The organism is Ruegeria sp. CI5 (assembly GCF_056536885.1).
Window position 1 is genome coordinate 122,477 of the sequence record NZ_JBQFQN010000003.1, and the last position, 22,796, is coordinate 145,272.

Genomic DNA, 22,796 nt, shown 5'->3' on the forward strand with positions numbered 1-22,796 from the left:
CTTCGACCAAGGGCGCGGTGTTCCGCGCCCTTTTTCTTTGGCTCGATGCAATCTCGGGCTTTTCAGGTCTTCAAAGCAAGTTCCTGCACCAGAGCCCGGGCCATCCGCCGTGTGACTTTGCGCCCGTCGAACAGTGCTGGTACGGGATGCTCAGCCGCGATGCTCGCCATATGAAATCGGTGGTTTCCATCGTAGAACTTGAAGTTTGTTTCGCACAAGAACAGTTGACCGGTCTTGGCACAGGGAAGGATATCGTGGGCATAAAGCCCGACACCCAAAGCGGCCTTTACACCCCTCGCAATCGCGTTGATCCGGCCAATGTTGGGCGTGATCAGCAGCCTGTGAAAATACCTTATCATCTGAGGGTCTACGGGTGTGTCACGGGTATGGACGCTGGCTTCGCGTCCCGCTCTAACCCAAGAAAACAGAACCTGGTCGCCCACCGCTTGCGCACGAATGCAGACGTGCCACATCTCACCTTCATACTCGTGACGACAATCGACATACTCGGTGTTGTAACGATCCGGGTCCAACTCTGCAGCATTCCCGAGAAGCTGAACCGGAACATGAGCGTTCGAAACTTCGTTCGAGAACGCAGTTTGAAACGAAGACCCAGTCTCGATAAGCCGGGGCATTGGAACCCCTGCCGCTGTCAGAACCTTGTTCTGACGGATCTTGTGCCCGACGACGCGGCCGTGTTCGACCGAGTGCAAAATCCTGTGGCCCAGTGCCTCGATTTCAGATTCCCGCGCACGCAGCCAGTCAACTTTTTCGTTCTGAACGACAAACAGCTCGTTGTAGTGAAGCAGAACGTAACTCTGCGGGTCGTCGATCGCACCGCGTGCCATCAAGTCGGCGAAGGGCAAAACCTCGGAGGGAACGCCCAGCTTACCCATCACCCGAGTCAGGCGCACGATGATGTTGCGGGACCCTTTGCCCTTGGCCAGGACGCCGGGCTCGTCAAACTCAACCACAAAGAAGCGCGCCAAACCTCATACCTCAAATTTCAGTGCCGCCGGGCGACCGGTCATTCTCTGCAGTCAGCTTACCCTGCAGCTGCGGCCCTTCCCAGCGGGATCTATTTCCGTAGACCCCGATTTCCCAACGTGCCGACACCATCCGTGACGCATTGGATACACCCAAGGGCTTGCGAGGCGGGTTGACCAAGGCTAGGTCCAATACAATCAATTGGAGGCACCATGACCCGATCACCCGAAGCAATCAGCCACGAAATGCTGGACCTGGCCCGCAAGGCCGGAGCCGAAGCGGCCGACACGATCGTGATCGACGGATCCTCGGTCTCGGTCGAGGTGCGTGGTGGCGCTTTGGAGCACGCCGAACGCGCCGAAAGCACCGACGTGGGGTTGCGTGTTTTCATCGGCAAGCAGCAGGCCATCGTGTCCGGCTCGGACAGTCGTCCCGAAACGCTTGCCGCCATGGCCGAACGGGCCGTAGCGATGGCGTGCGAAGCGCCCGAGGATCCGTTCGCTGGCCTTGCAGATCCGGAACAACTGGCCAGCGATTTTTCCGTCGACTCCTTGGAGCTTTTTGACCCCACGCCCGAACCTTCAGCAGACGCTCTGATGCAGGACGCGCTGACCGCCGAGGCTGCGGCCCTGGCGGTGGAAGGCGTTACGCAGGTGTCTGATGCGGCGGCATCCTACGGTACTCACCGGGTTCATCTGTCCGCGACAAATGGATTTTCCGGTGGTTATGCGCGCAGCAGCCGCTCGGTTTCATGCGTGGCGATCTCGGGCGAAGGCACCGGGATGGAACGCGACTATGACGGAGACAGCCGCAGCTTTCAGTCCGACCTGCGCAGCCCCGACGAGATCGGCCGGATCGCGGGCGAGCGTGCCGTGCAGCGAGTGGGTGCCCGAAAGCCGGAAACAGGGCGTTTCCCGGTATTGTTCGACGAGCGGATTTCGTCCTCATTGATCGGGCATCTTATGGCGGCCAGCAACGGCGCGGCGGTGGCCCGCGGCGCCTCCTGGCTCAAGGACAGCCTGGGCCAGCAGGTGCTGCCTGCACATCTGTCGCTGATCGAAGACCCCCATCGCCCGAGGATTGCGGGATCGCGCCCGTTTGATGCCGAAGGATTGCCGACCGCGCGCCGGATGATCGTCGAAAACGGCGTGCTGACCGGATGGACACTGGATCTTTCAAGCGCGCGCAAACTGGGCATGAATTCCACCGGGAACGCCGCCCGTGGCGTGTCCGGTCCTCCATCTCCCAGCAACTGGAACCTGAGCCTGACCCAGGGCGAGTTCAGCCGCGACGACCTGCTTCGCGACATGGGAACGGGATTGCTGGTGACCTCGATGATCGGGTCCACCATCAACCCCAATACCGGCGATTACTCACGCGGTGCGTCGGGTTTCTGGGTCGAAAACGGCGAGATCTCGCACCCGGTCAACGAATGCACGATTGCCGGAAACCTGCGGGACATGCTGATGCGGATCATCCCGGCCAATGACGCGCGTACCTATCTGTCCCGGGTCGTGCCCTCGCTTCTGATCGAAGGGATGACACTTGCCGGAAACTGACCTGTCCCTGCTGATCGACGCCGCACGCGAGGCCGGCCGGATTGCCGTCGCCTATGCAGGCCGCGAGATGCAGAGCTGGGACAAACCCAAGGACGCCGGGCCGGTGACCGAAGCTGATCTGGCCGTAAACGCAATGCTGGAACAACGCCTGCCCAGCGCGCGGCCCGGATATGGCTGGCTGAGCGAGGAGACTGAGGACAATCAGGACCGATTGACCCGTGACCGAGTGTTCATCATCGACCCGATCGACGGCACCCGCAGCTTTGCCGAAGGGTCGCGGACCTGGGCGCATTCCTTGGCGGTCGCCGATCGCGGACAGGTCATCGCCGGCGTGATCTACCTGCCGATGCGCGACATGCTGTTTGCTGCCGCGCGGGGACAGGGGGCAACCCTGAACGGTCAGCCGATCCGGGTGACCGCGGCGGCCACAGAGGCCGAAGCCGAGGTTCTGGCCGCAAAGCCGAACCTGAAACCGGATCATTGGCAGGGCGGGGTCGCGCCGATCTTCCGTCGGGCCTATCGCCCGTCGCTGGCCTACCGTATGGCGCTGGTCGCGCAGGGCAGGTTCGACGGGATGCTGACCTTACGACCAAGCTGGGAATGGGACATCGCGGCCGGGGACCTGATCCTGCGCGAAGCAGGCGGCACCTGTACTGACCGTACCGGGCGCCCGTTGCTGTTCAACAACCCCAACCCACGGCTGAACGGTGTTGTTGGCGCCGGGTCCGAATTGCACAAGGTACTGATGGACCGACTGGATCAGCCAATGCAGGGGCATCGGGCATGAGCAAACCGCGATCCCTCAGCTTGGCGGCCTATCGCGCTTTGTCCTGGGGTGTTCCCAAGCCCACCGGACACAACACGCCGCCTCGCCCCGCGGGTGAGTTGCTGTGGATTCATGTTGCCAACGCACAGCGCCTGCGCGCGGTGAACGACTTTTGCAAGCGGCTGCAGCAGTCCCGGCCAGGGTTGTCGATTCTGTTGACCGTCCCGCCTGACGCTGACCTGACACGCTGGGCAGGCTGCGACATGGAATTGGTTCCGCTGCCTGACGAAAAAACCGGCGCGGCGCGTGGATTCCTGGAGCACTGGCAGCCCGACATGGGGCTGTGGGTCGGCGGCGGCCTGATGCCCAACGTGATCACCCGCGCGGCCGAACGCGGTATACCCATGGTCCTGCTTGAGGGCGAGAACGAGGTTCGTGTTGCCTTTGTCGGGAAATGGCTGCCGGACATCAACCGCTATACCTTTGACTGCTTCCGTGCGATCCACGTCACGTCCGAGGATGCAGCTCGGCAAATCCGACGTCTGGGCGTCCCGGCATCGAAGGTGGCACTGTTTCCGCCGCTCAGTATCAGCCCCACGCTGCGCCCCTGGCCCGAGGACGAACTGATCGAGACGAACCATGCGTTGGCAGGGCGGCCGGTCTGGCTGGCGGCGTGGGTCGACGCCAAGGAATTCATCTCGGTGCTCAGCGCACATCGCCAGGCCATGCGGATGCTGCCGAGGCTGGCCCTGATCCTGCATGTCGCGGACATGTCCGAGGCGGCGCCTCTGCGCAAAAGGCTGGAAACGATGGACCTGCGCTGTGCCAACTGGGAAGATGGGGACATGATCGAAGACATGACCCAGGTCATCCTTGCGTCGGACCCCGAGGCCCTTGGCCTTTGGTATCGCGTCTCTCCGGTGACGTTCATGGGCAGCACGCTCGAGTCGGGAATAGGCGGGCATGACCCGATCGCGGCCGCAGCCCTGGGCTCGGCCCTGATCCATGGACCGGACGTGAGCGGCCACAAGGCCCTGTATGACGCGCTTGATGGTGTAGGAGCCGCTCGAGAGATTCGCACCGCCACCGAACTGGGCGACACTGTCGTTGAATTGCTGGCCCCGGACCTGGCCGCGAACATGGCCCTTGCCGGTTGGCAACTGGTGACCGAGAGCGCGCCCCAGGTGGATACTCTGATCGACATGGTACAGGAACATCTGGACCAGCACGGAGCGGAACATGAGGGCGCCTGAATTCTGGAACAACGCGCCGGATCACCCCGGCCTGCGCGCAAGGCTGCTGGCGCCGCTTGGCCGCGTCTATGCGCGGGCAACGGCGCGGCGGGTGGCGTCGGGATCCGGCGTTGATCCGGGTGTACCCGTGATCTGCGTCGGCAACCTGAATGCTGGCGGCACCGGAAAAACGCCGACGGCGATCTGGGTTCTTGAACAGCTGCGCGACGCGTATCACACGCCGCATGTGGTCACCCGCGGCCATGGCGGATCGCTTGAGGGGCCGGTTCGGGTCGACCCGGTCCGACACACGGCGGCGCAGGTTGGTGACGAGCCATTGTTGCTGGCGGCCTTCGCCGAGGTCTGGGTCGCCAAGGACCGTGCCGCCGGCGCCCGCGCCGCAGCCGAGGACGGCGCCACCGCGATCGTCCTGGACGACGGATTCCAGAACCCTTCGGTGGCCAAGACATTCTCGGTCGTCGTGGTGGACGCGGTCCGTGGCTTTGGCAACGGCTTGTGCCTGCCGGCCGGACCGCTGCGCGAGCCGGTCGACGTGGGGCTGCAACGGGCCGATCTAGTACTGTCGCTGGGCGACTTGGCCGCGCAGGAACAGTTCGCGAAGCAATGGGGCGACAAGCTGGGCGTTCCGCACGCAACCGGTCAGGTCATGGCACTGCAAACCGGGATGGACTGGAGCGAAACTCCGGTCCTGGCCTTTGCCGGTATCGGCCACCCCGAGAAGTTCTTTCAAACCTTGCGCCAACAGGGCGCGCGGCTGCTGCGGGCCGAGGCGCTGGACGATCACCAGCCGTTGACGCCGGCCCTGATGACCCGGCTGGAAAACGAGGCGCGGCTGCTGGGCGCGCAGATGGTCACCACCGAAAAAGACGCCGTTCGCCTGCCGCCCGCCTTCCGCAGCAAGGTCATCACCCTGCCGGTGCGCCTGCAGGTGTATCAAGCCGACGACGTGCGTCAGCGGTTGCTGACGGCTGCGCCGCCGCCCTAGTCGTCTTCGCCCAGTTTCGGGGCGGGGCGCGAAAGGTTCAGATCGGCATCCGAAAAGACGAATGGCGCGCGAATCCCCGGCACCCCGTCCAGGTCGATCTGCATGCCGCGTGCGATTACCTGCGGATCGGCCATGACCTCGTCCAGCGTATTGATCGGCCCGGCGGGGATGCCCTGCGCCTCGCAGGCGGCCAGCAGGTCGGCTTTGGCCCAGGTCGCCGTGGCCCTGTTCAGCCGTGCAATCAGGGTGCGGCGATTGGCCAGCCGGTCCTTGTTGTGCAGGTATTCGGGCGCCTCGGCCATGTCGGGCAGGTTCAACACCCGGCACAGGCGCTGATATTGCCGGTCATTACCGGTGGCGATGATGATGTAACCGTCGGCACAGTCGAACACCTGGTAGGGCGCCAGGTTCACATGCGCGTTGCCCATGCGCTGCGGCACTTGACCCGTGGTCAGATAGTTCAGCGCCTGGTTTGCCGTGACCGCCACGGCCACATCCAAAAGGGCCATGTCCACATGCTGCCCACGCCCTGTGCGCTGGCGCTGGTGCAAGGCGGCCAGAACCCCGGCCACCGCATAAATGCCGGTGAACACGTCGGTGATCGCCACGCCTGCCTTCTGCGGCTGGCCGTCGGGCTCTCCGGTCACGGACATCAGCCCGGACATGCCCTGGATGATGAAGTCATACCCGGCCCGATGCGCATATGGCCCGGTCTGCCCGAACCCGGTGATGGAGCAATAGACGAGGCGCGGGTTCAACTGGCTGAGGTTGTCAAAGTCCAGCCCGTATTTCTTCAGCCCGCCGACCTTGAAATTCTCGATCACCACATCGGCGTCAGCGACCAGCGCGCGCACCTTCTGCTGCCCTTCGGGGGTCGAGAAATCGGCGATCACAGACGCCTTGCCGCGATTGGTCGAATGGTAATAGGCCGCCGAGACATCCTGATCGCGGGTCACGAAGGGCGGACCCCAGGCGCGGGTGTCGTCGCCGGCCGGGGATTCCACCTTGATGACCTCGGCGCCCAGATCGGCAAAGGTCTGGCCGGCCCAGGGGCCAGCCAGAATGCGCGCCAGTTCGACAACCTTGAGACCGGCCAGAGGCCCGGTCATCAGTTGCCCAGTTCCTTTTCGATCAGCGCCTTGAACTCGTCATAGGACTGGTTGTCGACCTTCTTGCCGTTGACGACAAAGGACGGGGTGGCCTGGATACCGTCTTTCTCGGCGTTTTTCTGGTACCAGGCGACGAGGGTCTGCGCCTTGGTGCCGTCCTGCAGGCAGGCTTCCAGCTGATCGTTGCTCAGCCCGGCTAGACGGCCGATCTTGCGCAGTTCTTCCACGATCTCGGCCGGGCCGCCGGCGCGTGTCCATTCGGACTGGCCCTGATAGATCAGGTCGGTGATGCCGAAGAACTTTTCGGGGCCACCGCAGCGCGCCACCATCGACGCCCAGATGCCGTAGCGGTCGAAATAGACCTCGCGGTAGATGAACTTGACCTTGCCGGTGTCGATGTATTCCTTCTTGAGCTGCTTGTACGGCCCCTGATGGAAATTCGCGCAGTGCGGGCAGGTATAGGACGCGTATTCGATGATCTCGACCGGCGCATCCTCGGCTCCCTGCACCATCTCGACGATGGTCGAGGTGTCCAGATCGGCGTTTTGCGCTTCGGCGCTGCCGACCAGTTGTGGCACAGGCACGGTGCTTGGCGATTGGGTCAGCCAATAGCCGCCTGCGGCCAGCGCCACGGCCGCGCAGATTACGGTTGCAATACGGCTCATACTCAGCCCTTTCTCAGCGTTTTTGTTTGGATAGAACGTTCCGGCCCAGTCGTTCAAGGGCAGCACGCAAGTCTTGGTCGTGAACCTCGCGCGTCACTTTGTCTGCCTCGGCAACGACTTCCGGTGCGATGGTGGGTTTCGCCTGTTTCGGTCGATGCTCGAAACTGGCCTGCCCCTCGGCAAATCCTGTGTGAGCGGTCTGGGTGATGCGGATGCGGCTGATGGCGCTGTAGCCATAGACGGCATTCACCTTGTCGCGCAGATGGTCCTTCTGCATCTCGAGCATCGGGGCCTGAGGTCCGGTGGTCAGCACGGTCAATGTGGCGCCGAACCCACCCTTTCCATAGCCCACCTTGACCGGTCGGGCGATGGCGGCGATGTCCGGGCCCACGATATCGGCCCAATGGGTCAACAGGCGCGACACGGCAAAGCCGCGGCTTTCGCCGGCTTTGCGGATCCGATCGCTCAGCAAGGACGCGGTGCGTTTGAACCCGCGGGTGGTGGACCGTCTTGGTTGCATCTGGTTTCCAGCTCCTGCGCCGCTATTGTAATGGGCGTGCATCCGGGCGCCAGCGAAACCCGACAGAGAAATGGATAAAACTTGCGTGACACCGCCACTTTCGACCTGAGCCGCAGCCTGCTTGCCTGGTACGACCGCCATGCCCGCGATCTGCCGTGGCGGATCAGCCCCGCCGACAGGGCCTCGGGCGTGCAGTCCGACCCCTATCGCGTGTGGCTGTCCGAGGTGATGCTGCAGCAGACCACGGTGGCCGCCGTGCGGGATTATTTCCTGCGCTTCACCGCGCGTTGGCCGGATGTCCGGGCGCTGGCCGCCGCACCCGATGACCAGGTGATGGCGGAATGGGCCGGGCTGGGCTACTACGCCCGCGCCCGCAACCTGCTGAAATGCGCCCGCGCGGTGGTGGACCAGCACGGCGGGCGCTTTCCCGACAGCCATGATGCGCTGCTTAAGCTGCCCGGCATCGGCCCCTACACCGCCGCCGCCATCGCGGCCATCGCCTTTGACCGGCCTGAAACCGTGCTGGACGGAAATGTCGAGCGGGTCATGGCCCGGCTGCATGACATCCACGACCCGCTGCCGAAATCGAAACCTCTGTTGAAGGCGAAGGCCGCCGCGCTGACCCCGGACGAACGCCCCGGCGACTATGCCCAGGCGGTGATGGATCTGGGCGCCACGATCTGTACGCCGAAGTCTCCGGCCTGTGGCATCTGCCCGCTGCGAGACCCATGCCAGGCCCGCGCTGCCGGAACACCGGCAGAGCTGCCGCGCAAGACGCCCAAGGCGCCGAAGCCCACCCGGCTTGGCCACGTCTACATCGCGCAGCGCGCCGATGGCGCAATCCTGTTGGAGCGCCGCCCGGAAACGGGGCTGTTGGGCGGGATGCTGGGCTTTCCAGGTTCGGATTGGGCCGAGGACGCGGCCGAGGCGCCGCCCTTTCCTGCCGATTGGGCCCTGCTCCCCGCCGAAGTGCGACACACCTTTACCCATTTCCACCTGATCCTGCGCGTCTGGACCGCCGCCGTACCCGCAGAGGTGGACCCCGTGGGGTTGGTCGTGATGCCCAAACATGCCTTTCGCCCCGGCGACCTTCCGACCGTGATGCGCAAGGCGCATGATCTGTGGCGCGGCAGTTCTGCATCTGGGAAAATGGATCGGGCAGGATTATCCTGACGGCAGAGTTTCGGAGCCTGACCATGATCTCGACTGATACCCTGTCGCGCTGGCAGACAGCCCTTCCTTTCTGGGTTTCGTTCCTATTGATCCCGATCCTTTGGTTCACCGCTTTCGCCGGCGGCTGGTGGGTATTGCTGGTGCCGCTGTCCACTTGGTGGTTGTTTGCAGCGCTGGACGGGCTGACCGGGCTGAACCTTGAAAACGCCGACCCCGAAACGCCCGAGGACGCGCTGCGTTGGTACGTCCTGCTGACCAAGGCCTGGGTTCCCGTCCAGTTTTTCACGCTCTATGGCCTGATCTGGTACGCCACCCGCGCCGAGCACCTGTCATCGCTGGAAAAGATCGGACTGTTCTTCGGGATGGGCGTGATCTCGGGTACGATCGGCATCAATTACAGCCACGAGCTGATGCACCAGAAGGGCCGGCTGGAACGGTGGCTGGGCGACATCCTGCTGGCGATGGTTCTGTATTCTCATTTCCGGTCCGAACACCTGCTGGTGCATCACCGCTATGTGGGCACGCCCCGCGACCCGGTGACCGCGCGCTACAACGAAGGGTTCCACCGCTTTTATCCGCGCGTCCTGCGCCAGTGCCTGGTATCCGCGTTTCAGGCCGAGAAGACAAAGCTGGCGCGCAAGGGGCTGAACTGGACGGACCGGGCGAACCCGTTCTGGCGGTATTGGGCGCTGCAGGGATTGATGCTGGCGCTGGCGCTGCTGCTCGGCGGATGGGCGGGGCTGGGGCTGTTCCTGGTTCAGGCCGGCACCGCGATCTGGCAGCTGGAGCTGGTCAACTATGTCGAACATTACGGGCTGACGCGAAAATACCTGGGCGACGGTAAATACGAACATGTCCGGCCGCGCCATTCGTGGAACGCCGCACACAAGGCCTCGAACTGGTTGCTGATCAATCTGCAACGCCACTCGGACCATCATTACAAACCCAACCGGCGGTTTCCGCTGCTGCAGAACCACCCTGCCGAAGCGGCCCCGCAACTGCCCTATGGCTATCCGGTGATGACGATCGCGGCGATGGTCCCGCCGCTGTGGCGGCGTGTGATGAACCCGCGGGTGCGGGCTTGGCGGCGACAGTACTACCCCGAGATCACGGACTGGAAGCCGTACAACAAGGCAATGCTTCCGATGCCACGGTCCTGAGAGCGGTCAACGCAGCGCCCAGATATCGACCGGCCGCTCGACGCCGCCAACCGCCTGTGCATCGTGGCGCTGGAACCCGTTCATCAGATCGGCAGCCGTCGACGCTTCGCTTAGGGCCTTTTCGCGCAGCGCGTCGCTGATGACAATCCGCGCACCCATCTTTCGCGTCATTGCTTCAAGCTTGGCAGCCAGATTGACCGCGTCTCCGATCACCGCGAATTCCAGCCGGTTGGCCCCGATGTCGCCCAGAACGACCGGACCGTAGTGAACACCGATGCCAACCTGAATCTCCTGCTCGCCTGCCCGTCGGCGTTCCAGATTCCAACGGTCGATGATGTCAGCCATTGACCGCGCGCAGGACAGGGCGTTGACCGCGTCCAGCGGGGTTGGAACCGGCGTGCCGAACGTGGCCATCAGCCCGTCGCCCAGATACTTGTCCAAGGTTCCGTGGTGATGGAACACCTCGGCCTCCATTCGCGCATGGAAGCCCCGCAGCACCTCGATCACCTCATACGGGTCGCGGCCGGCAGCGAATTTCGTGAAGCCCACGATGTCGATGAACAGAACCGCGATGTTTTCCTTGCGCACCTGCTTGAGCGGTTCGTCGTTCTGGCTCAGCTCCTCGACCACGTTGGGCGAGAAGTATCGCGACAGGTTGGCGCGTTCCCGCTCCAGTCCGGCATTTGAGATCAACAGGCGATTGAGCCGCCGCATCGACACGCCCAGCGTAACCGCGACCATCATGAACACGATCACCTCTTGCACGCGCATCGGAACCATGAAGCTGTTGGGGTCCAACAGTTCGGCCACGGCCGGATAGCCCTGCAACGCGGTGGCAACCTTTTCGCTGAGCCCGGGGATGGGCGTGGCCACCCACCAGGCGACGATCCAGCCCGCCGTCCACATCAGGGCCGTCCAGCTGCCCATGGCGATCACCGTGCGCCAGGAATAGGCCAGCGTACCTGCGGCCAGGATGATGAAGAAATACTGGAAATTGTCGAACCGGTACTGCATCGCCAGCGGGCGCACATCGTCGCTGAACGGGTTGGGAACGACCATGCCCAGCGTCATGATCAGCAGATCGGCGAAAATCAGCAGAAGCTCGATCCGGGATTGGCCCACACGGCCAGCGCGCCGGATCAGCCAGCCGTTGCCGCAGAGCAGCAGCAGGATGAAATGATACCACATCACATCCCAGTTCGGATTCAGAAACACCAGCAGGACACCGGTCAACGCCATGGCGATCCAGCGGGCGCGGACGGCCAGTTCCAGCCCCTCGCGCTTGTGCCGTTCCAGCGCGGCTTCGGTGTATTTGTTGTCCAAATTGAGTTTGTCCGGCGTGGTCACGAAAAACCGCTGAAACCGGGATTGGCTGGCCGTGGTATCAGACATTTCTGATGCTCCCTCGCTATGTAGCGGGATATGGGGTCGAACCATCCAAACATCACGGGGCCAAAAACAAAAGACCCCGCCGGGTTCGGCGGGGCAAGGCTTGGTACCATGTGTCAGGCCACAGGCACCGGCGGTATTGGTGTGATCAGTTGTGCAGTTCGGCCCGGATCTGCTGGCGCAGCACGTCGATCGGAACGGTTTTTCCGTCGCGCTTGAAGCACCAGTATGTCCAGCCATTGCAGGACGGCGCGTTTTCCAGATGCGCGCCCACCTGATGGATCGAGCCCTTGATGTTGTCGCCCACCAGCGTGCCGTCGGCCCGCACCTTGGCCTTGTGCCGCTGGTTCATCGAATACAGCTCTTCGCCCGGGCGCAGCATGCCGCGTTCGACCAGCTGGCCGAAAGGCACGCGCGGCTCGGCGCGTTTGCTGGCGCTGACCTCGAGCGCGTCACGGTCGAACTTGCGCACCTTGGCGATGCGCTTTTCGGCCACCTTGCGATAGCTGTCCTCTCGCTCGATCCCGATGAACTCGCGGCCCAGCATCTTGGCCACCGCGCCGGTGGTTCCGGTGCCAAAGAACGGATCAAGCACCACGTCGCCCGGATTGGTCGAACCAACCAGAACCCTGTGCAGCAGCGACTCGGGCTTCTGCGTCGGGTGCGCCTTGTCACCATTTTCATCTTTCAGGCGCTCGTGGCCCGTGCAGATCGGCAGCACCCAGTCGCTGCGCATCTGCACGCCTTCATTCAAGGCCTTCAGCGCCTCATAGTTGAAGGTGTATTTCGCGCCTTCCCGCTTGCTGGCCCAGATCATCGTCTCATGCGCGTTGGTGAACCGCTTGCCGCGGAAATTCGGCATCGGGTTCGACTTGCGCCAGATCACGTCGTTCAGGATCCAATAGCCCGCATCCTGCAGGGCCGAGCCCACGCGGAAGATGTTGTGATACGAGCCGATCACCCAGATCGCCCCATTGGGCTTGAGCAGGCGATGCGCGGCCTTCAGCCACTCGCGGGTAAACTGGTCATAGGCGGCAAAGCTCGAGAACTGGTCCCAATGATCATCGACCGCATCCACCTGGCTGTTGTCCGGGCGATGCAACTGTCCTTTCAGCTGCAAATTATACGGCGGATCCGCAAAAATCAGGTCGACTGACGCCTCGGGCAGACTGTTCATCACCTCGATGCAGTCGCCAGATAGAATCGTGTTTAAAGGGAGCGCGGATGCGCCCTTTGTCTTGGTAGTTGTCATGTCTCTGCCTCAAGTTCCACGGCGCTTTTGCGCTCATTTGGTTGAGACTAGGATGAGTCAAACTGGATTCGCCGTCAAATTCTTTTTTGAATCAGAGGGTTACGATTTACTCTTGATACAAGATATTGTGGACGGGCTTGAATGAACGTCTATGGTGTGGGGTTACCCCAAGATTTTGCAGCGCCTCGCGGTGTTGTTTGGACGGATAGCCCGCATTGGTTTCCCAGCCGTAGCCCGGATGCTGTTGCGCCAAATCCACCATCAGTTGATCGCGCCAATTCTTTGCAAGGATCGACGCCGCCGCAATCGAGACTGACTTTGCATCCCCTTTGACCACAGCCTGCGCCGGCAAGGTCAGCCCTTTGGGGATCAGATTGCCATCGATCAACAGATAGTCCGGCGCAGGATGCAGGGCGGCGACGGCGCGCTCCATCGCAAGATGAGAAGCATACAAGATATTGAGGTCATCAATTTCCTCAACCGACGCCTCGGCAATGGCAAACTCGGCCCGGGCACGCAGATCTTCTTCAAGGGCGAGCCGCCTGCGCGCCGTCAGCTTCTTGGAGTCATTCAATCCGTCGGGAATGTCTTGCGGATTCAGAATGACCGCAGCCGCCACGACCGGACCGGCCAACGGGCCGCGGCCCACCTCATCTACGCCGGCTATTCTGGGGCAGCCTTGCGCAATCAGCGCCTGTTCCAATTCAAACGTCGGAGTCGTCATCCCCTCGGCAAACCGTTTTTTGGCCCGAACCGCAACAAAAAAGAAGGAGGCGACCCAGGTCGCCCCCTTCCCGCACAGCGCTTCTGCGGCGCTGCTCCTGCTCGAAACCGATTACTGGTAAACCACGCGGTATCCTTTCTGGCGCAGGCAGGCGGGTTCGTAGGCCCGCTTCACCTTCTTGCCGTCCCAGAACCCCACTTTGCACTGTTGTGGCAGGCTATTGGCATGTTTGTAGTGTTTCTCGAGGCAATTCGGCCCCAGCAAAGGACGTTTCTTCGCATAGCCGTTGTAGGTCTTCAGGCAACGCTGCGGCAGGTCATAGCGGGCGACACGCCGGGGCAGCGGGCGGATATGATCGGGCCGAACGTTTTGAGGCTGGTAGACATAGTTGTTCTGCCGGGTGACACGCTCTTTGCGCTTTTCCTTGTTATAGTGATTGACGGCCGCACCGATGATGGCAATGGCCGCCAACCCGCCCAGAATATCATGGGCGTCGGCCGCCTTGGCCTGGGATGCGGAAACGCCGGTGATGGCGACTGCGGTGGCGACGACGAGGGCGATGAACTTCCGGTGCATGACAAGTGTCCTTTCAAAGCTGGACGCGGCGCCACTGGCTGACCGCGAAACTGATGCAACAGCTTTCGGCCACCCGCCGACAGACAAGCAATAACGGCCCGCTGTTATCCGATATCATCGCCGCAAACCCTTTGAGATATTGAATATCGTGCCAAGCCATGCGCAGGATGCAGCCTATGAAACAGTTCCTCTCTTTCCTGGTCGTTGCGACGTTGATATCGCTGAGCACCACCGTTTCGGCGGCCGAATGCTATGCCGATTACAAGGCCAAACAGGACAACCCGCTGCGCCTGCACTATGGCGTGATGCAGGTGTCCGCCTGCAAAAAGGGGCAGGCCAAGCAAGAGGTGGCCAAAAGGCTGAAATCCTCGGGGTGGACGTTGCTCAACGTGATCAGCGTTTTTGGACCGGAAGGGTTGGATCAAAGGAAGGCCAATGCCGGAAAATTCTATCTCCGTTTCTGAGGCGCGGCGGTCTGGCACCCGGCTGGTCGGAGCAGGCATCGCCGCAATCGTCGTGATCCTGATCACGGCCGCAGCCTTCTTGTTCTGGACCCTGCCCGATGCCAATGCTTTCAACGCGCGGGTCGAGCGGCTGTTCGTCGAAAGCGATCTGACCACCCAGGCTGAAATCCGATTGCTGGAGATCCTCGCGCAATCCGGAACCGCATTTGCCGACACGCTGGCCAGCTACCGGATGGTGATCTTCGTACTGCTGATCTTTGCCACGGCCATGCTGTTGGCCGCCTTGGTCTTTCTGGTGATGCTGGTGACGTTGAACCGTAGAATGGCCCAGATCGAGCGCACGGGAATCCAGGTCACGTCGCTGCTGATCAGTCGCGAAGAGAACACCGTCTACCTGAACAACATGGATTTCAAGCTGACGCCCGCAGCGATGGAAACGCTGGCCGTCCTGGCCGAGTCCCGTCTCGACGACGAAGTGCTGTCGGGGGTTCAGATCGAAGCCATGATCTCTGGCCGAGACATATCGGACTGTGACGAAGCCGCCGGGGCCACGCGCATCAAACGGCTGCGGGACGCGCTGGGCAATCAGATGGTCAGCGAGCTGTTGGTCAAAAACATCGCCAAAAAGGGCTATATGCTGGCGATCGAAAAAGACGTGATCCAGATGGTCTGACCGTCTCGGCCGTGGATCGCGATCGGTAAATTCTGTGTTGCGCCCCTTGGAAATCGGGCTGCAAAAGCCCATCCTCTAGGGACCCGGGCAAGGGAGACGGCCGATGAATGTCCACGCCACACGGAATACGAACGGCTACGGAATTTCGATCGAAACGCTTGACGGCAGGGTTGCCATCTACCGCGATGACATCCTTCTGGCTGAAAGCACGAATGCCAAGGTCATGTATGAAACCCGGCTGCCGCCTGCGATTTATGTTCCGCGCGAAGACGTGCGCGTTGATCTGAGCGGCGAGACCGAGTTGCAGACCTTCTGCCCGTTCAAGGGCACAGCAACCTATCACGATGTCCTGATTGGCGACGAACGGTTGGCAAACTCGGTTTGGGCCTACGAGGATTCTCTGCCTGAAAGCAAAGCCATCCAAGGTCACATCGGCTTCATGCCGGCGGCCTACACTCATATCGATCTGGGCGACAATCAATTGCGCCAACCGCGAGACGGCAACATCAGCGGCCCGTTGATCGATTGGTTGATGCGTGGCGCGGGGTCGATCTCAACACCGGAAGATTTCACCAAGACCCTGGCCGAAAAAATGCTGGAACACGGCATCGCCATTCAACGTCTCAGCATCCTTGTCTGGTCGCTGCATCCCCTGATCGCAGGTAAGCACTACATCTGGGAAAAGGGTGCCGAGGAGATTTCGACCAATATTCCAACCTACGAGATTCACGATCACCCCGCTTTCATCAACAGCCCCTTGCGGCATGTCTCGAACGGGTTGGGCGGCGTTCGGCAACGGCTGAACGTCGACAACCCCCACAACAGTTTCCCCATCATGGAGGACCTGCGCGCCAAGGGGGGCACCGATTACGTGGCAATGCCACTGCCGTTTTCCGACGGGCGTATCAATGTCCTGACGTTGACCTGCGACCACCCCAACGGCTTTACCACGGAAAACCTGGGGCTTGTCTTTGAGTGCTCGGCCGTCATCGCCCGCTACTATGAGGTGTTCATGCAGCGCGAGAATGCCCAGGCCCTTCTCGAGACCTATGTGGGCAAACGAACCGGGGCCCGCGTTTTGGGCGGCGACATTCGTCGCGGCGACGGAGACGACATCGACGCGGCCATCATGTTCTGTGACCTGCGCAACTCGACCAGTCTGGAAGAGGATCTGGGCCGCACGGAATACATCAACCTGTTGAACGAATTCTTCGAAACGGTGTCCGGCATCGTCCACGACAACGACGGTGAGGTTCTGAAATTTATCGGCGACGCCGTTCTTGCGGTTTTCCCGGCAGGTGAGGACCCCGGCAAGGCACGGTCAGACGCTCAGCGCAGTGCCGTTGAAATCGTCGAGAAATTGGCCGAGTTGCGTCGCTCCGACAAGAACCGGCAATGCGATTGTTCGATCGGCGTATCGTTCGGGCGTGTCACGTACGGAAATGTCGGTTCGCGCGAGCGGCTTGATTTTACGGTGATCGGACATGCAGCCAATGTCGCGGCGCGGTTGGGCGAGTTCGGCAAGCTCAATGGCCATCGGATCGTCGTGTCCGAAGATATCGAGCCGGCCTGTTCCCGGGCCGTCCCATTGGGGCCGGTCGACCTGCACAACGTTTCGCATCCGGTGATGTCTTTTGCCTTGCAGACATCCGCTGACACGGTTCTGGATGCCTGAGCACCCGGCACCCTTGCCCCCCGATCCTAAATGGCCACTCATAGCTGCGCACGGCACTGGTGCGTCTTTTGATCCTGGCGCGAGGTACTGACCTTAGCCCGAACGGTTTAACTTGCGGCACCCAGCAAAATCAAAGCAGTTTGCGCGGGAGAAATCGAACTTTGCATCTGTGCGATCTGAGTCCGGGCGAGATAAGTATCCGTCAGTTCGGCAATTGCATCGGCATCGACGAACTGCGAAAGGTTCGGCGAACCAGTCACTCTACTCAGCTTGTCCCGAAATACGTCCAGCTGCTTGTCGATATCCAGCTGTCCAAAGCTTGCCGGCAGGCCCAGCGCTGTTTCCATCATGCTGCGCAACGGCGGTAGGCTCATCAGATCGTACCACTTCTTGGTCTCGCTTCCGGACTGCCCGGCAAGGTCTTTCAAAGCGTGCTGGGCAAAAAGCGCGATCCGCATGGAGTCGTCGGCTTCTCCGACCGAGCTTTCGAACCGGGCGACGACATTTTTCTGAGCGATCTTCTCCATGTCAGTGATCAGTGCGGTTTTCCGGACTTCGCCCGGACCCAAGCCGAATGCTTCGGAAAACTCCCGATATCTGCTGTCAGCAAGCCGGTTCGCAAGGGCGTCATCCGAACTCGTACCGTCTGACAAGACCTTTTGAATGAAGTACCGATTGTCCAGATCACCGTCCAATCCGAACGCGCCCAACGCGACCTGCAGCAGTCGCCTGTCAGAGACCAAATCTTCTGCCGACCGGACGTTTCGGATGTTTTCCACAAAATACTGCGTGTCCCGGTCATTGATCACCGAGGTGGAAAAGGCCTGCAACTGGGCGTCATAGGTGCGCTGCAAAAAACGCCACCCCACGATTCCCCCAGTTGGAATGACCGGCAGGAATGTCATTGCCGATAGGCCATCAGACGCTCTTCGCGCGGCAGCAACGATCGAAGAGCCTTCAGGCATTTGTAGTACTGCTCGGTCACCAGGGCTTCGGTCGCCTGTGCCAGGACCCGGCGACTGTCGACATCCGTGAAGACCTGGCTCAGTTCCTCGATCCGTCGCAGCAGCTGTTGTTTTGCGTCTCCCGCTTCCAGATCTCCGGACAGGACCAGCTGGGCCGCGTAACACACGCGCCTGACCGGGGTCGTCACTTCGTCGGGATGTATCGCGTCGCGCAACCGAAGGACATTTGCCTCGGGCGTCATGATTGAAAAGCGGGTCCGGCGGTCGCCGTTCTCGATCACAACGCCATTGATCAGAACCCGCTCTTTCGGAGCCAGCTTCAGAACCAGCCCGCCCATTACGCGGTCCCCCGCTGACGTAGCCCGCGCAAAACCGCCAGATTGATTTCAAGCAGCGGCTCGACCCCGGCCTTGCTGGCCAGAACCTGGCCCGTATGCTGCTCGGTGAACTCGGCCAGATAGAAGATCCGCGCGCGCAGCTCATTCGGCAGTGCATTGTCCGAGTCCACGACGCCATTGGCCAGGACGGACCACAAGCGGCGGTTTTCATGCAGGGCCTGAACAAAGCCCGCGAAATCCGAGGCTTTGCGCGCGGCTGCTGCCTTGAGCCGATGCGTGATCTTTGAAATCGCCTCATACTCAGTATCACGCGGGGTTCGCGTCGGAGCGGCGGACTGAGCATATGCCCGTTGTGCAAGCGTTTGCGGGGTCACTTGAAATCCTTTCAAAAGGCCGTCGTATTTGCAGTCACAGCCGGGGCGCGTAGATCACGCCCCGGCCAAGTTTCCGCCTTAGCGGAACAGCGAGAGGATCGACTGCGGCGCCTGGTTGGCGATCGACAGCGATTGTGTCGCCAATTGCTGCTGGACCTGCAGGGCCTGCAGACGGGCCGAGGTCTCTTCCATATCGGCGTCCACCAGCGAGCCGATGCCGGATTTGAAAGAGTCAGTCAGGTTCGAGATGAACTCCTTCTGGGTCTCGATCCGCCCTTGGGCCGAACCGAACGCGGCCGACGCATCAATCGCCGTGTCGATCAAGGTTTCGATCGTGCCCAGTGCTGCGGCAGCGCCGGCACTGGTCGAAACGTCAATCGAAGACAGCGCACCAAGACCGCCAGAACCGGCATTGGTGAACTGGGCCGAAACGGTTACGTCGCGATCTGCGTCAGCACCAGCGGTTGCGGTCCCGGTCACGAAGGACAGAGTGCCCGGCGCGCTGGAGTCATAGTCGATCGCTACACCGGTGATCCCAAGCGCGTCGATCTGGTTCTTCAGCCCCACTGCCACGATGGCATCTGTGTAGGCAGAGTCATAGGTTCCCGAAGGGTCCAGATCGCTGGCCTGCACGGTGTATGATGCAACTTTGTCCCCGATGGTGATCGACACTTTGTCGCCGACGGCGAAGTTGTCGGTCGAACTGTCGATCACGATGTCACCGGAACCGCCGGACTTGTCCATTGTGAACCCGGCGGCGTCATTGTCAGTGGTCGCGTTGTCCGAGCCGGCCAGAACGCCCTTGCTGGCATACCCACCGGTCGACAGGTCCTGGCTGGCCACCGAAATCGACGACGCGGTCACGTTGCCTGCGCTGTCGCGATCCAGCGACGACAGGATCGATGCGGTGCCCGCTGACCCATCCACAAGATTGAGGCCGTTGAACTGTGCGGCACCGACAACCGATGCGATCTGGTCCCGCAGGGCGGTTACGTCATCATTGATCTTGCCGCGGTCGACGTTGTCCTCCTGTGCGGCGACGATCTTGTTCTTCATCTGGGTCAGCAGGTCGGTCACGGTTTCCGAAGCGTTCCGGGCCACGGCGACAGTCGATTCACCCAGTGCCAGGCTATCCTTGATCGCATTGAAACCGTTGACGTCGGATTCCATCACCTTGGAAATCGCCCATACGGCCGAGTTGTCCTTGGCCGTAGCGACATCCTTACCTGTCGAAATCGCGTTCTGGGTTGCTGCAAGGTTCTTGTTGACCGATTTCAGAGTCTGCAGCGCAACCATCGCGCCGTTGTTTGTCAGAATGCTGGACATGTTTTTCATCCTTTTCCATTCGGGCCTTCTTCGCCCAGTGACGCCCGACCATCATTGGCGGACATGTTGTCGTTCTGACCTGTGCGAGCTACCGATCGGTGGTCGCGCCACCATCTTTCGAGGTGCGGGACCACTTTTGGGCCTGATCTCCTAACGGAGTGCTAAGGCGGTCCGACGGAAAAAGACGGATTTGAATCAAACCCGCCGCTAGGCACGTTTTTCCAGCTTGGGATCCTGACGGACGGCGAAGCCATTGCGTTGCCCGGCCGCGTCATAGGTCGTGAATTCCTGCCGGATTTTTCTGAGTTCAGCCATCCGGTTCATGACCGCCCGAATCCCTTCGGCCGCGCTGGTCAGCAGGCCGTGATTGCGCTCGACCTTCTTGTGCAGTCGAATCAAGTCGTCACTGTCGTGCACCTGCATCTCGTTGAGTGCGCCGATCAGTTTTTCCTTCTGCGGCATCATCTGGCCCAGCCGATCCAGGTCCCCTTCGACCAAAGCCCTGCGCTCGAGATCGAGAACCTCCTCGAGAGCCTTAATCAGTCCCTGCTTGTGCTCAGTCGGCATGGGTCTTCTCCATCATTGCATTGAAAAGGGTTTCCGACAGTCCGATCCCGCCGGATCGGGCCAATTGCCTGGCCTGCTCCTGCAACAGGAAAGACGAGAACTGGTCTTCGCCCGCGCCACCTCCAAAAGCCTGCCGCGTCTTACCCAGGCCTGCGGCTTTCAGCATTTCGGCTAGAAAAGTTGCCTCAAGCTCGACCGCTGCGGCCTTGAGTCTTTGTTCGGTCATATTGCTGCGTGGTACCGGCGCGAGGTTTGGGATTTCCATCGCCCTCTCCGAAAATTGTTTCGATCTTTGTCGATCAAAGCGAAGAGCGGTTAAAATAAACGTAACTACCTTGAGGGCAGGTTTGGGCCAAACAACCGGAGCCGGAGCAAAATGCCCAACGCCCTGACCATGATGACCAATGTGATTTCCGGCGGAAAGCCGGATTGGGCCGCAAAGTCCGAGCCCCCAACAAAAGGCGACTCTGATTTCGCGGAACTCATGGCCGAAGAAGAGATGCCGAACCTAGAGGCCGAGGCGAAACCTCATCCGGACAGCCGCACGGATCCAGAAATCGTGGATGGCGATGAAAACACCGACCCGGAAATCCCGCAGGCCGAACCCGATTTGGCTGAACCACTGGAATTGCAGGGATCACAACAGGACGCTCGACTGAAAGACACGCCTCTGCCCATGGCAACGCCCGGTGAACTTCCAAAGCGCGAGGCGACGGCGCACGCCACTCTCGGGGCCAGCCCCCCGGCGGAGGGATGCCAGTCAACTGCCGCCGCGGCCATGCGCGCAGTAACCTCTGATCCCGATCGCCGATCGCTCGCGGGCGACACGGGCAAGGGAGCCGAAGCGCCCGAGCGTGCCGCGAGCACAGCGCCCCAACCTGCGTCAGCCGCAAAAGAGCAGTTGAACGCCACCGAACCTGGAATGAGTGGAGGGCTGCAGAACCGAAAGGACGAATTGCGCACTGCAACCGGTAAAGAAGCCAGGCGCGACGAGCAGGCCACCGGATCGTGGGGGGTGGATCAACGGCCGGCCAAACCTACTGGCCAGGGAACGGAATCCATCATCCGGGCGCAGATCGTCGGTACATCGGAACGCGCAGCACTGAAGGACCCGATGCCAGAGGACAGTCTGCACGACCGGATGCCAGCGCAGGACTTGGGTACGACCCCAGCGCAAAGGGATACAGGCCCGACCAACGGCGTCCCGCTCTCGGGCCGGGCGGAAATTGCTCGGGCGGTCGCCGGGCAAATGGCGGCCAGCATCGTCGCAAAGCCGGGAAGCGGAAGCGTGGAAATCGCACTGACTCCGGAAGAGCTGGGCAAAGTTTCGATCAAGGTGACCGGGCGCGAAGACGGGTTGCACATGATGATCGTCGCTGACCGGCCCGAAACCATGGATCTCATGCGCCGGCATATTTCGATCCTTTCAGCCGAGTTCAAAGAGATGGGGCTGGGCGATCTTTCCTTTGATCTGGGCACCTCGGCGAACCCAGAACAGGATGCTGAGCCACGTGAACACAGCACATTCATCACCGCGGGGGAGCTTGACCCTGCAACCGAAACACCCGCTCGGGCCCGCCCAACCCAGGTGGACCGGGCGTTGGACCTGAGGCTTTGACCCATGATCACCACAGCGGCATCCACGACACAAACTCCCTCAACAGCGCATCCAACGGGAACCTCGACAGCGACAGGGCTGACCTCGGACTTTGAGACGTTTCTCATGATGTTGACGGCGCAGGCGCGCAACCAGGATCCTCTGGAGCCACTGGATTCGTCGGAATATGCGTCGCAACTCGCCCAGTTTTCGATGGTCGAGCAGCAGGTGCAGACCAACGACCTTCTGGCAACCCTCACCGCCACCCTGAGCAGCGTCAATCTGGATGAGCTGTCCAACTGGATTGGGGTCGATGTTCAGGGGGCAGCCTCCTTCCGGTTTGATGGCCAGCCGCAGACCATATTCACTCAGCCCGACCTGGGCGCGGATGCGTCTGTGCTGGTCATCAAGGATTCTGACGGAACCGAAATCGACCGGGTCTCTGTTCCGGTCTCCGAGACCGAGTTTCTTTGGGCTGGAGTGGATGCATCGGGCAATCCGCTGCCCAACGGCAACTATTCCGCGACGCTGGAAAGCTTTTTGGGGGATGAACTGCTCTCGGCGCGGCCTGCGGCCACCTACAGCCGCGTCGTCGAAGCCCAAGTCGGGGCCGGTGTCGTCATGTTGACCTTGGACAGCGGCGTCGTGATTCCGGCAACCGACGTCGTTGCCGTTCGTACCGGCGCTTGAACTCGGGGG

25 protein-coding genes are annotated in these 22,796 nt (G+C 61.4%); 11 read left to right on the forward strand and 14 right to left on the reverse strand.

The annotated features are described in order from the left end of the window. Positions 1 to 62: 62 nt before the first annotated feature. Positions 63 to 989 carry a hypothetical protein gene (locus ACR0BA_RS11290; protein ID WP_480727987.1) on the reverse strand — a complete coding sequence of 309 codons (927 nt, stop codon included), beginning with the start codon at positions 987 to 989 and terminating at the stop codon, positions 63 to 65. A gap of 210 nt (positions 990 to 1,199) precedes the next feature. On the opposite strand from ACR0BA_RS11290, the gene ACR0BA_RS11295 reads away from it, so the two are divergent. The 4 genes from ACR0BA_RS11295 to lpxK are packed head-to-tail and all read left to right on the forward strand — an operon-like array spanning position 1,200 to position 5,550. Then, positions 1,200 to 2,546, forward strand: a complete 1,347-nt coding sequence (locus ACR0BA_RS11295) for a TldD/PmbA family protein (protein WP_480727989.1) — start codon at positions 1,200 to 1,202, stop codon at positions 2,544 to 2,546. Next, entirely contained in the window at positions 2,533 to 3,333 is an 801-nt protein-coding gene (locus tag ACR0BA_RS11300; protein ID WP_480727990.1) for a 3'(2'),5'-bisphosphate nucleotidase CysQ, read from the forward strand. The genes ACR0BA_RS11295 and ACR0BA_RS11300 overlap by 14 nt, the downstream gene beginning before the upstream one ends. After that, positions 3,330 to 4,565 carry a 3-deoxy-D-manno-octulosonic acid transferase gene (locus ACR0BA_RS11305; protein ID WP_480727991.1) on the forward strand — a complete coding sequence of 412 codons (1,236 nt, stop codon included), beginning with the start codon at positions 3,330 to 3,332 and terminating at the stop codon, positions 4,563 to 4,565. Before ACR0BA_RS11300 ends, ACR0BA_RS11305 begins: the two co-directional genes overlap by 4 nt. Continuing rightward, a complete protein-coding gene (gene lpxK, locus ACR0BA_RS11310) occupies positions 4,552 to 5,550 on the forward strand; it encodes a tetraacyldisaccharide 4'-kinase (protein WP_480727993.1) in 999 nt (332 codons plus the stop codon). The genes ACR0BA_RS11305 and lpxK overlap by 14 nt, the downstream gene beginning before the upstream one ends. Here lpxK and ACR0BA_RS11315 read toward each other — a convergent pair. The 3 genes from ACR0BA_RS11315 to ACR0BA_RS11325 are packed head-to-tail and all read right to left on the reverse strand — an operon-like array spanning position 5,547 to position 7,844. Next, positions 5,547 to 6,659, reverse strand: a complete 1,113-nt coding sequence (locus tag ACR0BA_RS11315) for a CaiB/BaiF CoA transferase family protein (RefSeq protein ID WP_480727995.1) — start codon at positions 6,657 to 6,659, stop codon at positions 5,547 to 5,549. The two genes, lpxK and ACR0BA_RS11315, sit on opposite strands and share 4 nt — an antisense overlap. Next, a complete protein-coding gene (locus tag ACR0BA_RS11320; RefSeq protein ID WP_170360782.1) occupies positions 6,659 to 7,324 on the reverse strand; it encodes a DsbA family protein in 666 nt (221 codons plus the stop codon). Before ACR0BA_RS11320 ends, ACR0BA_RS11315 begins: the two co-directional genes overlap by 1 nt. Before the next feature lie 13 nt (positions 7,325 to 7,337). Continuing rightward, positions 7,338 to 7,844, reverse strand: coding sequence for a DUF721 domain-containing protein (locus tag ACR0BA_RS11325; protein ID WP_480727997.1), 507 nt, complete (start codon positions 7,842 to 7,844; stop codon positions 7,338 to 7,340). Positions 7,845 to 7,925: 81 nt separating this feature from the next. Between ACR0BA_RS11325 and mutY the strand changes: the two genes are divergently transcribed. Both mutY and ACR0BA_RS11335 read left to right on the forward strand, forming a co-directional pair. After that, positions 7,926 to 9,017, forward strand: a complete 1,092-nt coding sequence (gene mutY, locus ACR0BA_RS11330; protein ID WP_480727998.1) for an A/G-specific adenine glycosylase — start codon at positions 7,926 to 7,928, stop codon at positions 9,015 to 9,017. Positions 9,018 to 9,040: 23 nt separating this feature from the next. After that, positions 9,041 to 10,177 carry an alkane 1-monooxygenase gene (locus tag ACR0BA_RS11335; protein WP_480728000.1) on the forward strand — a complete coding sequence of 379 codons (1,137 nt, stop codon included), beginning with the start codon at positions 9,041 to 9,043 and terminating at the stop codon, positions 10,175 to 10,177. 6 nt (positions 10,178 to 10,183) lie between these two features. On the opposite strand, the gene ACR0BA_RS11340 is transcribed toward ACR0BA_RS11335, so the two are convergent. The 4 genes from ACR0BA_RS11340 to ACR0BA_RS11355 form a co-directional block, all read right to left on the reverse strand. Next, positions 10,184 to 11,569, reverse strand: a complete 1,386-nt coding sequence (locus tag ACR0BA_RS11340; protein WP_480728002.1) for an adenylate/guanylate cyclase domain-containing protein — start codon at positions 11,567 to 11,569, stop codon at positions 10,184 to 10,186. A 145-nt stretch (positions 11,570 to 11,714) separates the two neighbouring features. Next, the gene (locus ACR0BA_RS11345; protein WP_170341272.1) at positions 11,715 to 12,818 is read right to left on the reverse strand and encodes a site-specific DNA-methyltransferase; all 1,104 of its coding nucleotides are present in this window, start codon (positions 12,816 to 12,818) and stop codon (positions 11,715 to 11,717) included. Between the two features lie 106 nt (positions 12,819 to 12,924). After that, on the reverse strand, positions 12,925 to 13,542 hold the full coding sequence (locus tag ACR0BA_RS11350; RefSeq protein WP_170420001.1) for a ribonuclease HII: 618 nt from the start codon (positions 13,540 to 13,542) through the stop codon (positions 12,925 to 12,927). A gap of 111 nt (positions 13,543 to 13,653) precedes the next feature. Next, positions 13,654 to 14,118, reverse strand: coding sequence for a hypothetical protein (locus tag ACR0BA_RS11355; RefSeq protein WP_480728003.1), 465 nt, complete (start codon positions 14,116 to 14,118; stop codon positions 13,654 to 13,656). A gap of 176 nt (positions 14,119 to 14,294) precedes the next feature. Here ACR0BA_RS11355 and ACR0BA_RS11360 point away from each other — a divergent pair, with 176 nt between their 5' ends. The 3 genes from ACR0BA_RS11360 (at position 14,295) to ACR0BA_RS11370 (ending at position 16,930) form a co-directional block, all read left to right on the forward strand. Beyond that, positions 14,295 to 14,582, forward strand: a complete 288-nt coding sequence (locus ACR0BA_RS11360; RefSeq protein ID WP_480728005.1) for a hypothetical protein — start codon at positions 14,295 to 14,297, stop codon at positions 14,580 to 14,582. Then, positions 14,554 to 15,255 (forward strand): winged helix-turn-helix domain-containing protein, encoded by a 702-nt coding sequence (locus tag ACR0BA_RS11365; protein WP_093964234.1) that lies wholly within the window; start codon positions 14,554 to 14,556, stop codon positions 15,253 to 15,255. Before ACR0BA_RS11360 ends, ACR0BA_RS11365 begins: the two co-directional genes overlap by 29 nt. A 103-nt stretch (positions 15,256 to 15,358) precedes the next feature. Beyond that, positions 15,359 to 16,930, forward strand: a complete 1,572-nt coding sequence (locus ACR0BA_RS11370; RefSeq protein ID WP_170370101.1) for a DUF427 domain-containing protein — start codon at positions 15,359 to 15,361, stop codon at positions 16,928 to 16,930. Between the two features lie 107 nt (positions 16,931 to 17,037). Here ACR0BA_RS11370 and ACR0BA_RS11375 read toward each other — a convergent pair whose 3' ends face one another. The 6 genes from ACR0BA_RS11375 to ACR0BA_RS11400 form a co-directional block, all read right to left on the reverse strand. After that, complete coding sequence (locus ACR0BA_RS11375) at positions 17,038 to 17,799, reverse strand: DUF1217 domain-containing protein (protein WP_480728007.1); 762 nt, start codon at positions 17,797 to 17,799, stop codon at positions 17,038 to 17,040. Between the two features lie 32 nt (positions 17,800 to 17,831). Next, positions 17,832 to 18,233 carry a flagellar biosynthesis repressor FlbT gene (flbT, locus tag ACR0BA_RS11380; protein WP_170341263.1) on the reverse strand — a complete coding sequence of 134 codons (402 nt, stop codon included), beginning with the start codon at positions 18,231 to 18,233 and terminating at the stop codon, positions 17,832 to 17,834. Beyond that, a complete protein-coding gene (flaF, locus tag ACR0BA_RS11385) occupies positions 18,233 to 18,607 on the reverse strand; it encodes a flagellar biosynthesis regulator FlaF (RefSeq protein ID WP_170369173.1) in 375 nt (124 codons plus the stop codon). The genes flbT and flaF overlap by 1 nt, the downstream gene beginning before the upstream one ends. Before the next feature lie 78 nt (positions 18,608 to 18,685). Next, on the reverse strand, positions 18,686 to 19,933 hold the full coding sequence (locus tag ACR0BA_RS11390) for a flagellin (RefSeq protein WP_170364222.1): 1,248 nt from the start codon (positions 19,931 to 19,933) through the stop codon (positions 18,686 to 18,688). A 207-nt stretch (positions 19,934 to 20,140) separates the two neighbouring features. Continuing rightward, positions 20,141 to 20,500, reverse strand: a complete 360-nt coding sequence (locus tag ACR0BA_RS11395; protein WP_480728008.1) for a flagellar biosynthesis protein FlgN — start codon at positions 20,498 to 20,500, stop codon at positions 20,141 to 20,143. Next, on the reverse strand, positions 20,490 to 20,765 hold the full coding sequence (locus ACR0BA_RS11400) for a rod-binding protein (RefSeq protein WP_170419995.1): 276 nt from the start codon (positions 20,763 to 20,765) through the stop codon (positions 20,490 to 20,492). The genes ACR0BA_RS11395 and ACR0BA_RS11400 overlap by 11 nt, the downstream gene beginning before the upstream one ends. Positions 20,766 to 20,876: 111 nt before the next feature. Between ACR0BA_RS11400 and ACR0BA_RS11405 the strand changes: the two genes are divergently transcribed. Continuing rightward, complete coding sequence (locus ACR0BA_RS11405) at positions 20,877 to 22,118, forward strand: flagellar hook-length control protein FliK (protein WP_170419994.1); 1,242 nt, start codon at positions 20,877 to 20,879, stop codon at positions 22,116 to 22,118. A 3-nt stretch (positions 22,119 to 22,121) separates the two neighbouring features. After that, on the forward strand, positions 22,122 to 22,787 hold the full coding sequence (locus tag ACR0BA_RS11410) for a flagellar hook capping FlgD N-terminal domain-containing protein (protein ID WP_480728009.1): 666 nt from the start codon (positions 22,122 to 22,124) through the stop codon (positions 22,785 to 22,787). The last annotated feature ends 9 nt before the right edge of the window (positions 22,788 to 22,796 follow it).

What these genes read in the sequence shown, in the direction of transcription:
- ACR0BA_RS11295 (WP_480727989.1), top strand. Translation starts at nt 1,200, where the DNA reads ATGACCCGATCACCCGAAGCAATCAGCCACGAAATGCTGGACCTGGCC.
- ACR0BA_RS11305 (WP_480727991.1), top strand. Translation starts at nt 3,330, where the DNA reads ATGAGCAAACCGCGATCCCTCAGCTTGGCGGCCTATCGCGCTTTGTCC.
- lpxK (WP_480727993.1), top strand. Translation starts at nt 4,552, where the DNA reads ATGAGGGCGCCTGAATTCTGGAACAACGCGCCGGATCACCCCGGCCTG.
- ACR0BA_RS11315 (WP_480727995.1), bottom strand. Translation starts at nt 6,659, where the DNA reads ATGACCGGGCCTCTGGCCGGTCTCAAGGTTGTCGAACTGGCGCGCATT.
- ACR0BA_RS11320 (WP_170360782.1), bottom strand. Translation starts at nt 7,324, where the DNA reads ATGAGCCGTATTGCAACCGTAATCTGCGCGGCCGTGGCGCTGGCCGCA.
- ACR0BA_RS11325 (WP_480727997.1), bottom strand. Translation starts at nt 7,844, where the DNA reads ATGCAACCAAGACGGTCCACCACCCGCGGGTTCAAACGCACCGCGTCC.
- ACR0BA_RS11335 (WP_480728000.1), top strand. Translation starts at nt 9,041, where the DNA reads ATGATCTCGACTGATACCCTGTCGCGCTGGCAGACAGCCCTTCCTTTC.
- ACR0BA_RS11340 (WP_480728002.1), bottom strand. Translation starts at nt 11,569, where the DNA reads ATGTCTGATACCACGGCCAGCCAATCCCGGTTTCAGCGGTTTTTCGTG.
- ACR0BA_RS11345 (WP_170341272.1), bottom strand. Translation starts at nt 12,818, where the DNA reads ATGACAACTACCAAGACAAAGGGCGCATCCGCGCTCCCTTTAAACACG.
- ACR0BA_RS11350 (WP_170420001.1), bottom strand. Translation starts at nt 13,542, where the DNA reads ATGACGACTCCGACGTTTGAATTGGAACAGGCGCTGATTGCGCAAGGC.
- ACR0BA_RS11355 (WP_480728003.1), bottom strand. Translation starts at nt 14,118, where the DNA reads ATGCACCGGAAGTTCATCGCCCTCGTCGTCGCCACCGCAGTCGCCATC.
- ACR0BA_RS11360 (WP_480728005.1), top strand. Translation starts at nt 14,295, where the DNA reads ATGAAACAGTTCCTCTCTTTCCTGGTCGTTGCGACGTTGATATCGCTG.
- ACR0BA_RS11365 (WP_093964234.1), top strand. Translation starts at nt 14,554, where the DNA reads ATGCCGGAAAATTCTATCTCCGTTTCTGAGGCGCGGCGGTCTGGCACC.
- ACR0BA_RS11370 (WP_170370101.1), top strand. Translation starts at nt 15,359, where the DNA reads ATGAATGTCCACGCCACACGGAATACGAACGGCTACGGAATTTCGATC.
- flbT (WP_170341263.1), bottom strand. Translation starts at nt 18,233, where the DNA reads ATGGGCGGGCTGGTTCTGAAGCTGGCTCCGAAAGAGCGGGTTCTGATC.
- ACR0BA_RS11390 (WP_170364222.1), bottom strand. Translation starts at nt 19,933, where the DNA reads ATGTCCAGCATTCTGACAAACAACGGCGCGATGGTTGCGCTGCAGACT.
- ACR0BA_RS11395 (WP_480728008.1), bottom strand. Translation starts at nt 20,500, where the DNA reads ATGCCGACTGAGCACAAGCAGGGACTGATTAAGGCTCTCGAGGAGGTT.
- ACR0BA_RS11400 (WP_170419995.1), bottom strand. Translation starts at nt 20,765, where the DNA reads ATGGAAATCCCAAACCTCGCGCCGGTACCACGCAGCAATATGACCGAA.
- ACR0BA_RS11405 (WP_170419994.1), top strand. Translation starts at nt 20,877, where the DNA reads ATGCCCAACGCCCTGACCATGATGACCAATGTGATTTCCGGCGGAAAG.
- ACR0BA_RS11410 (WP_480728009.1), top strand. Translation starts at nt 22,122, where the DNA reads ATGATCACCACAGCGGCATCCACGACACAAACTCCCTCAACAGCGCAT.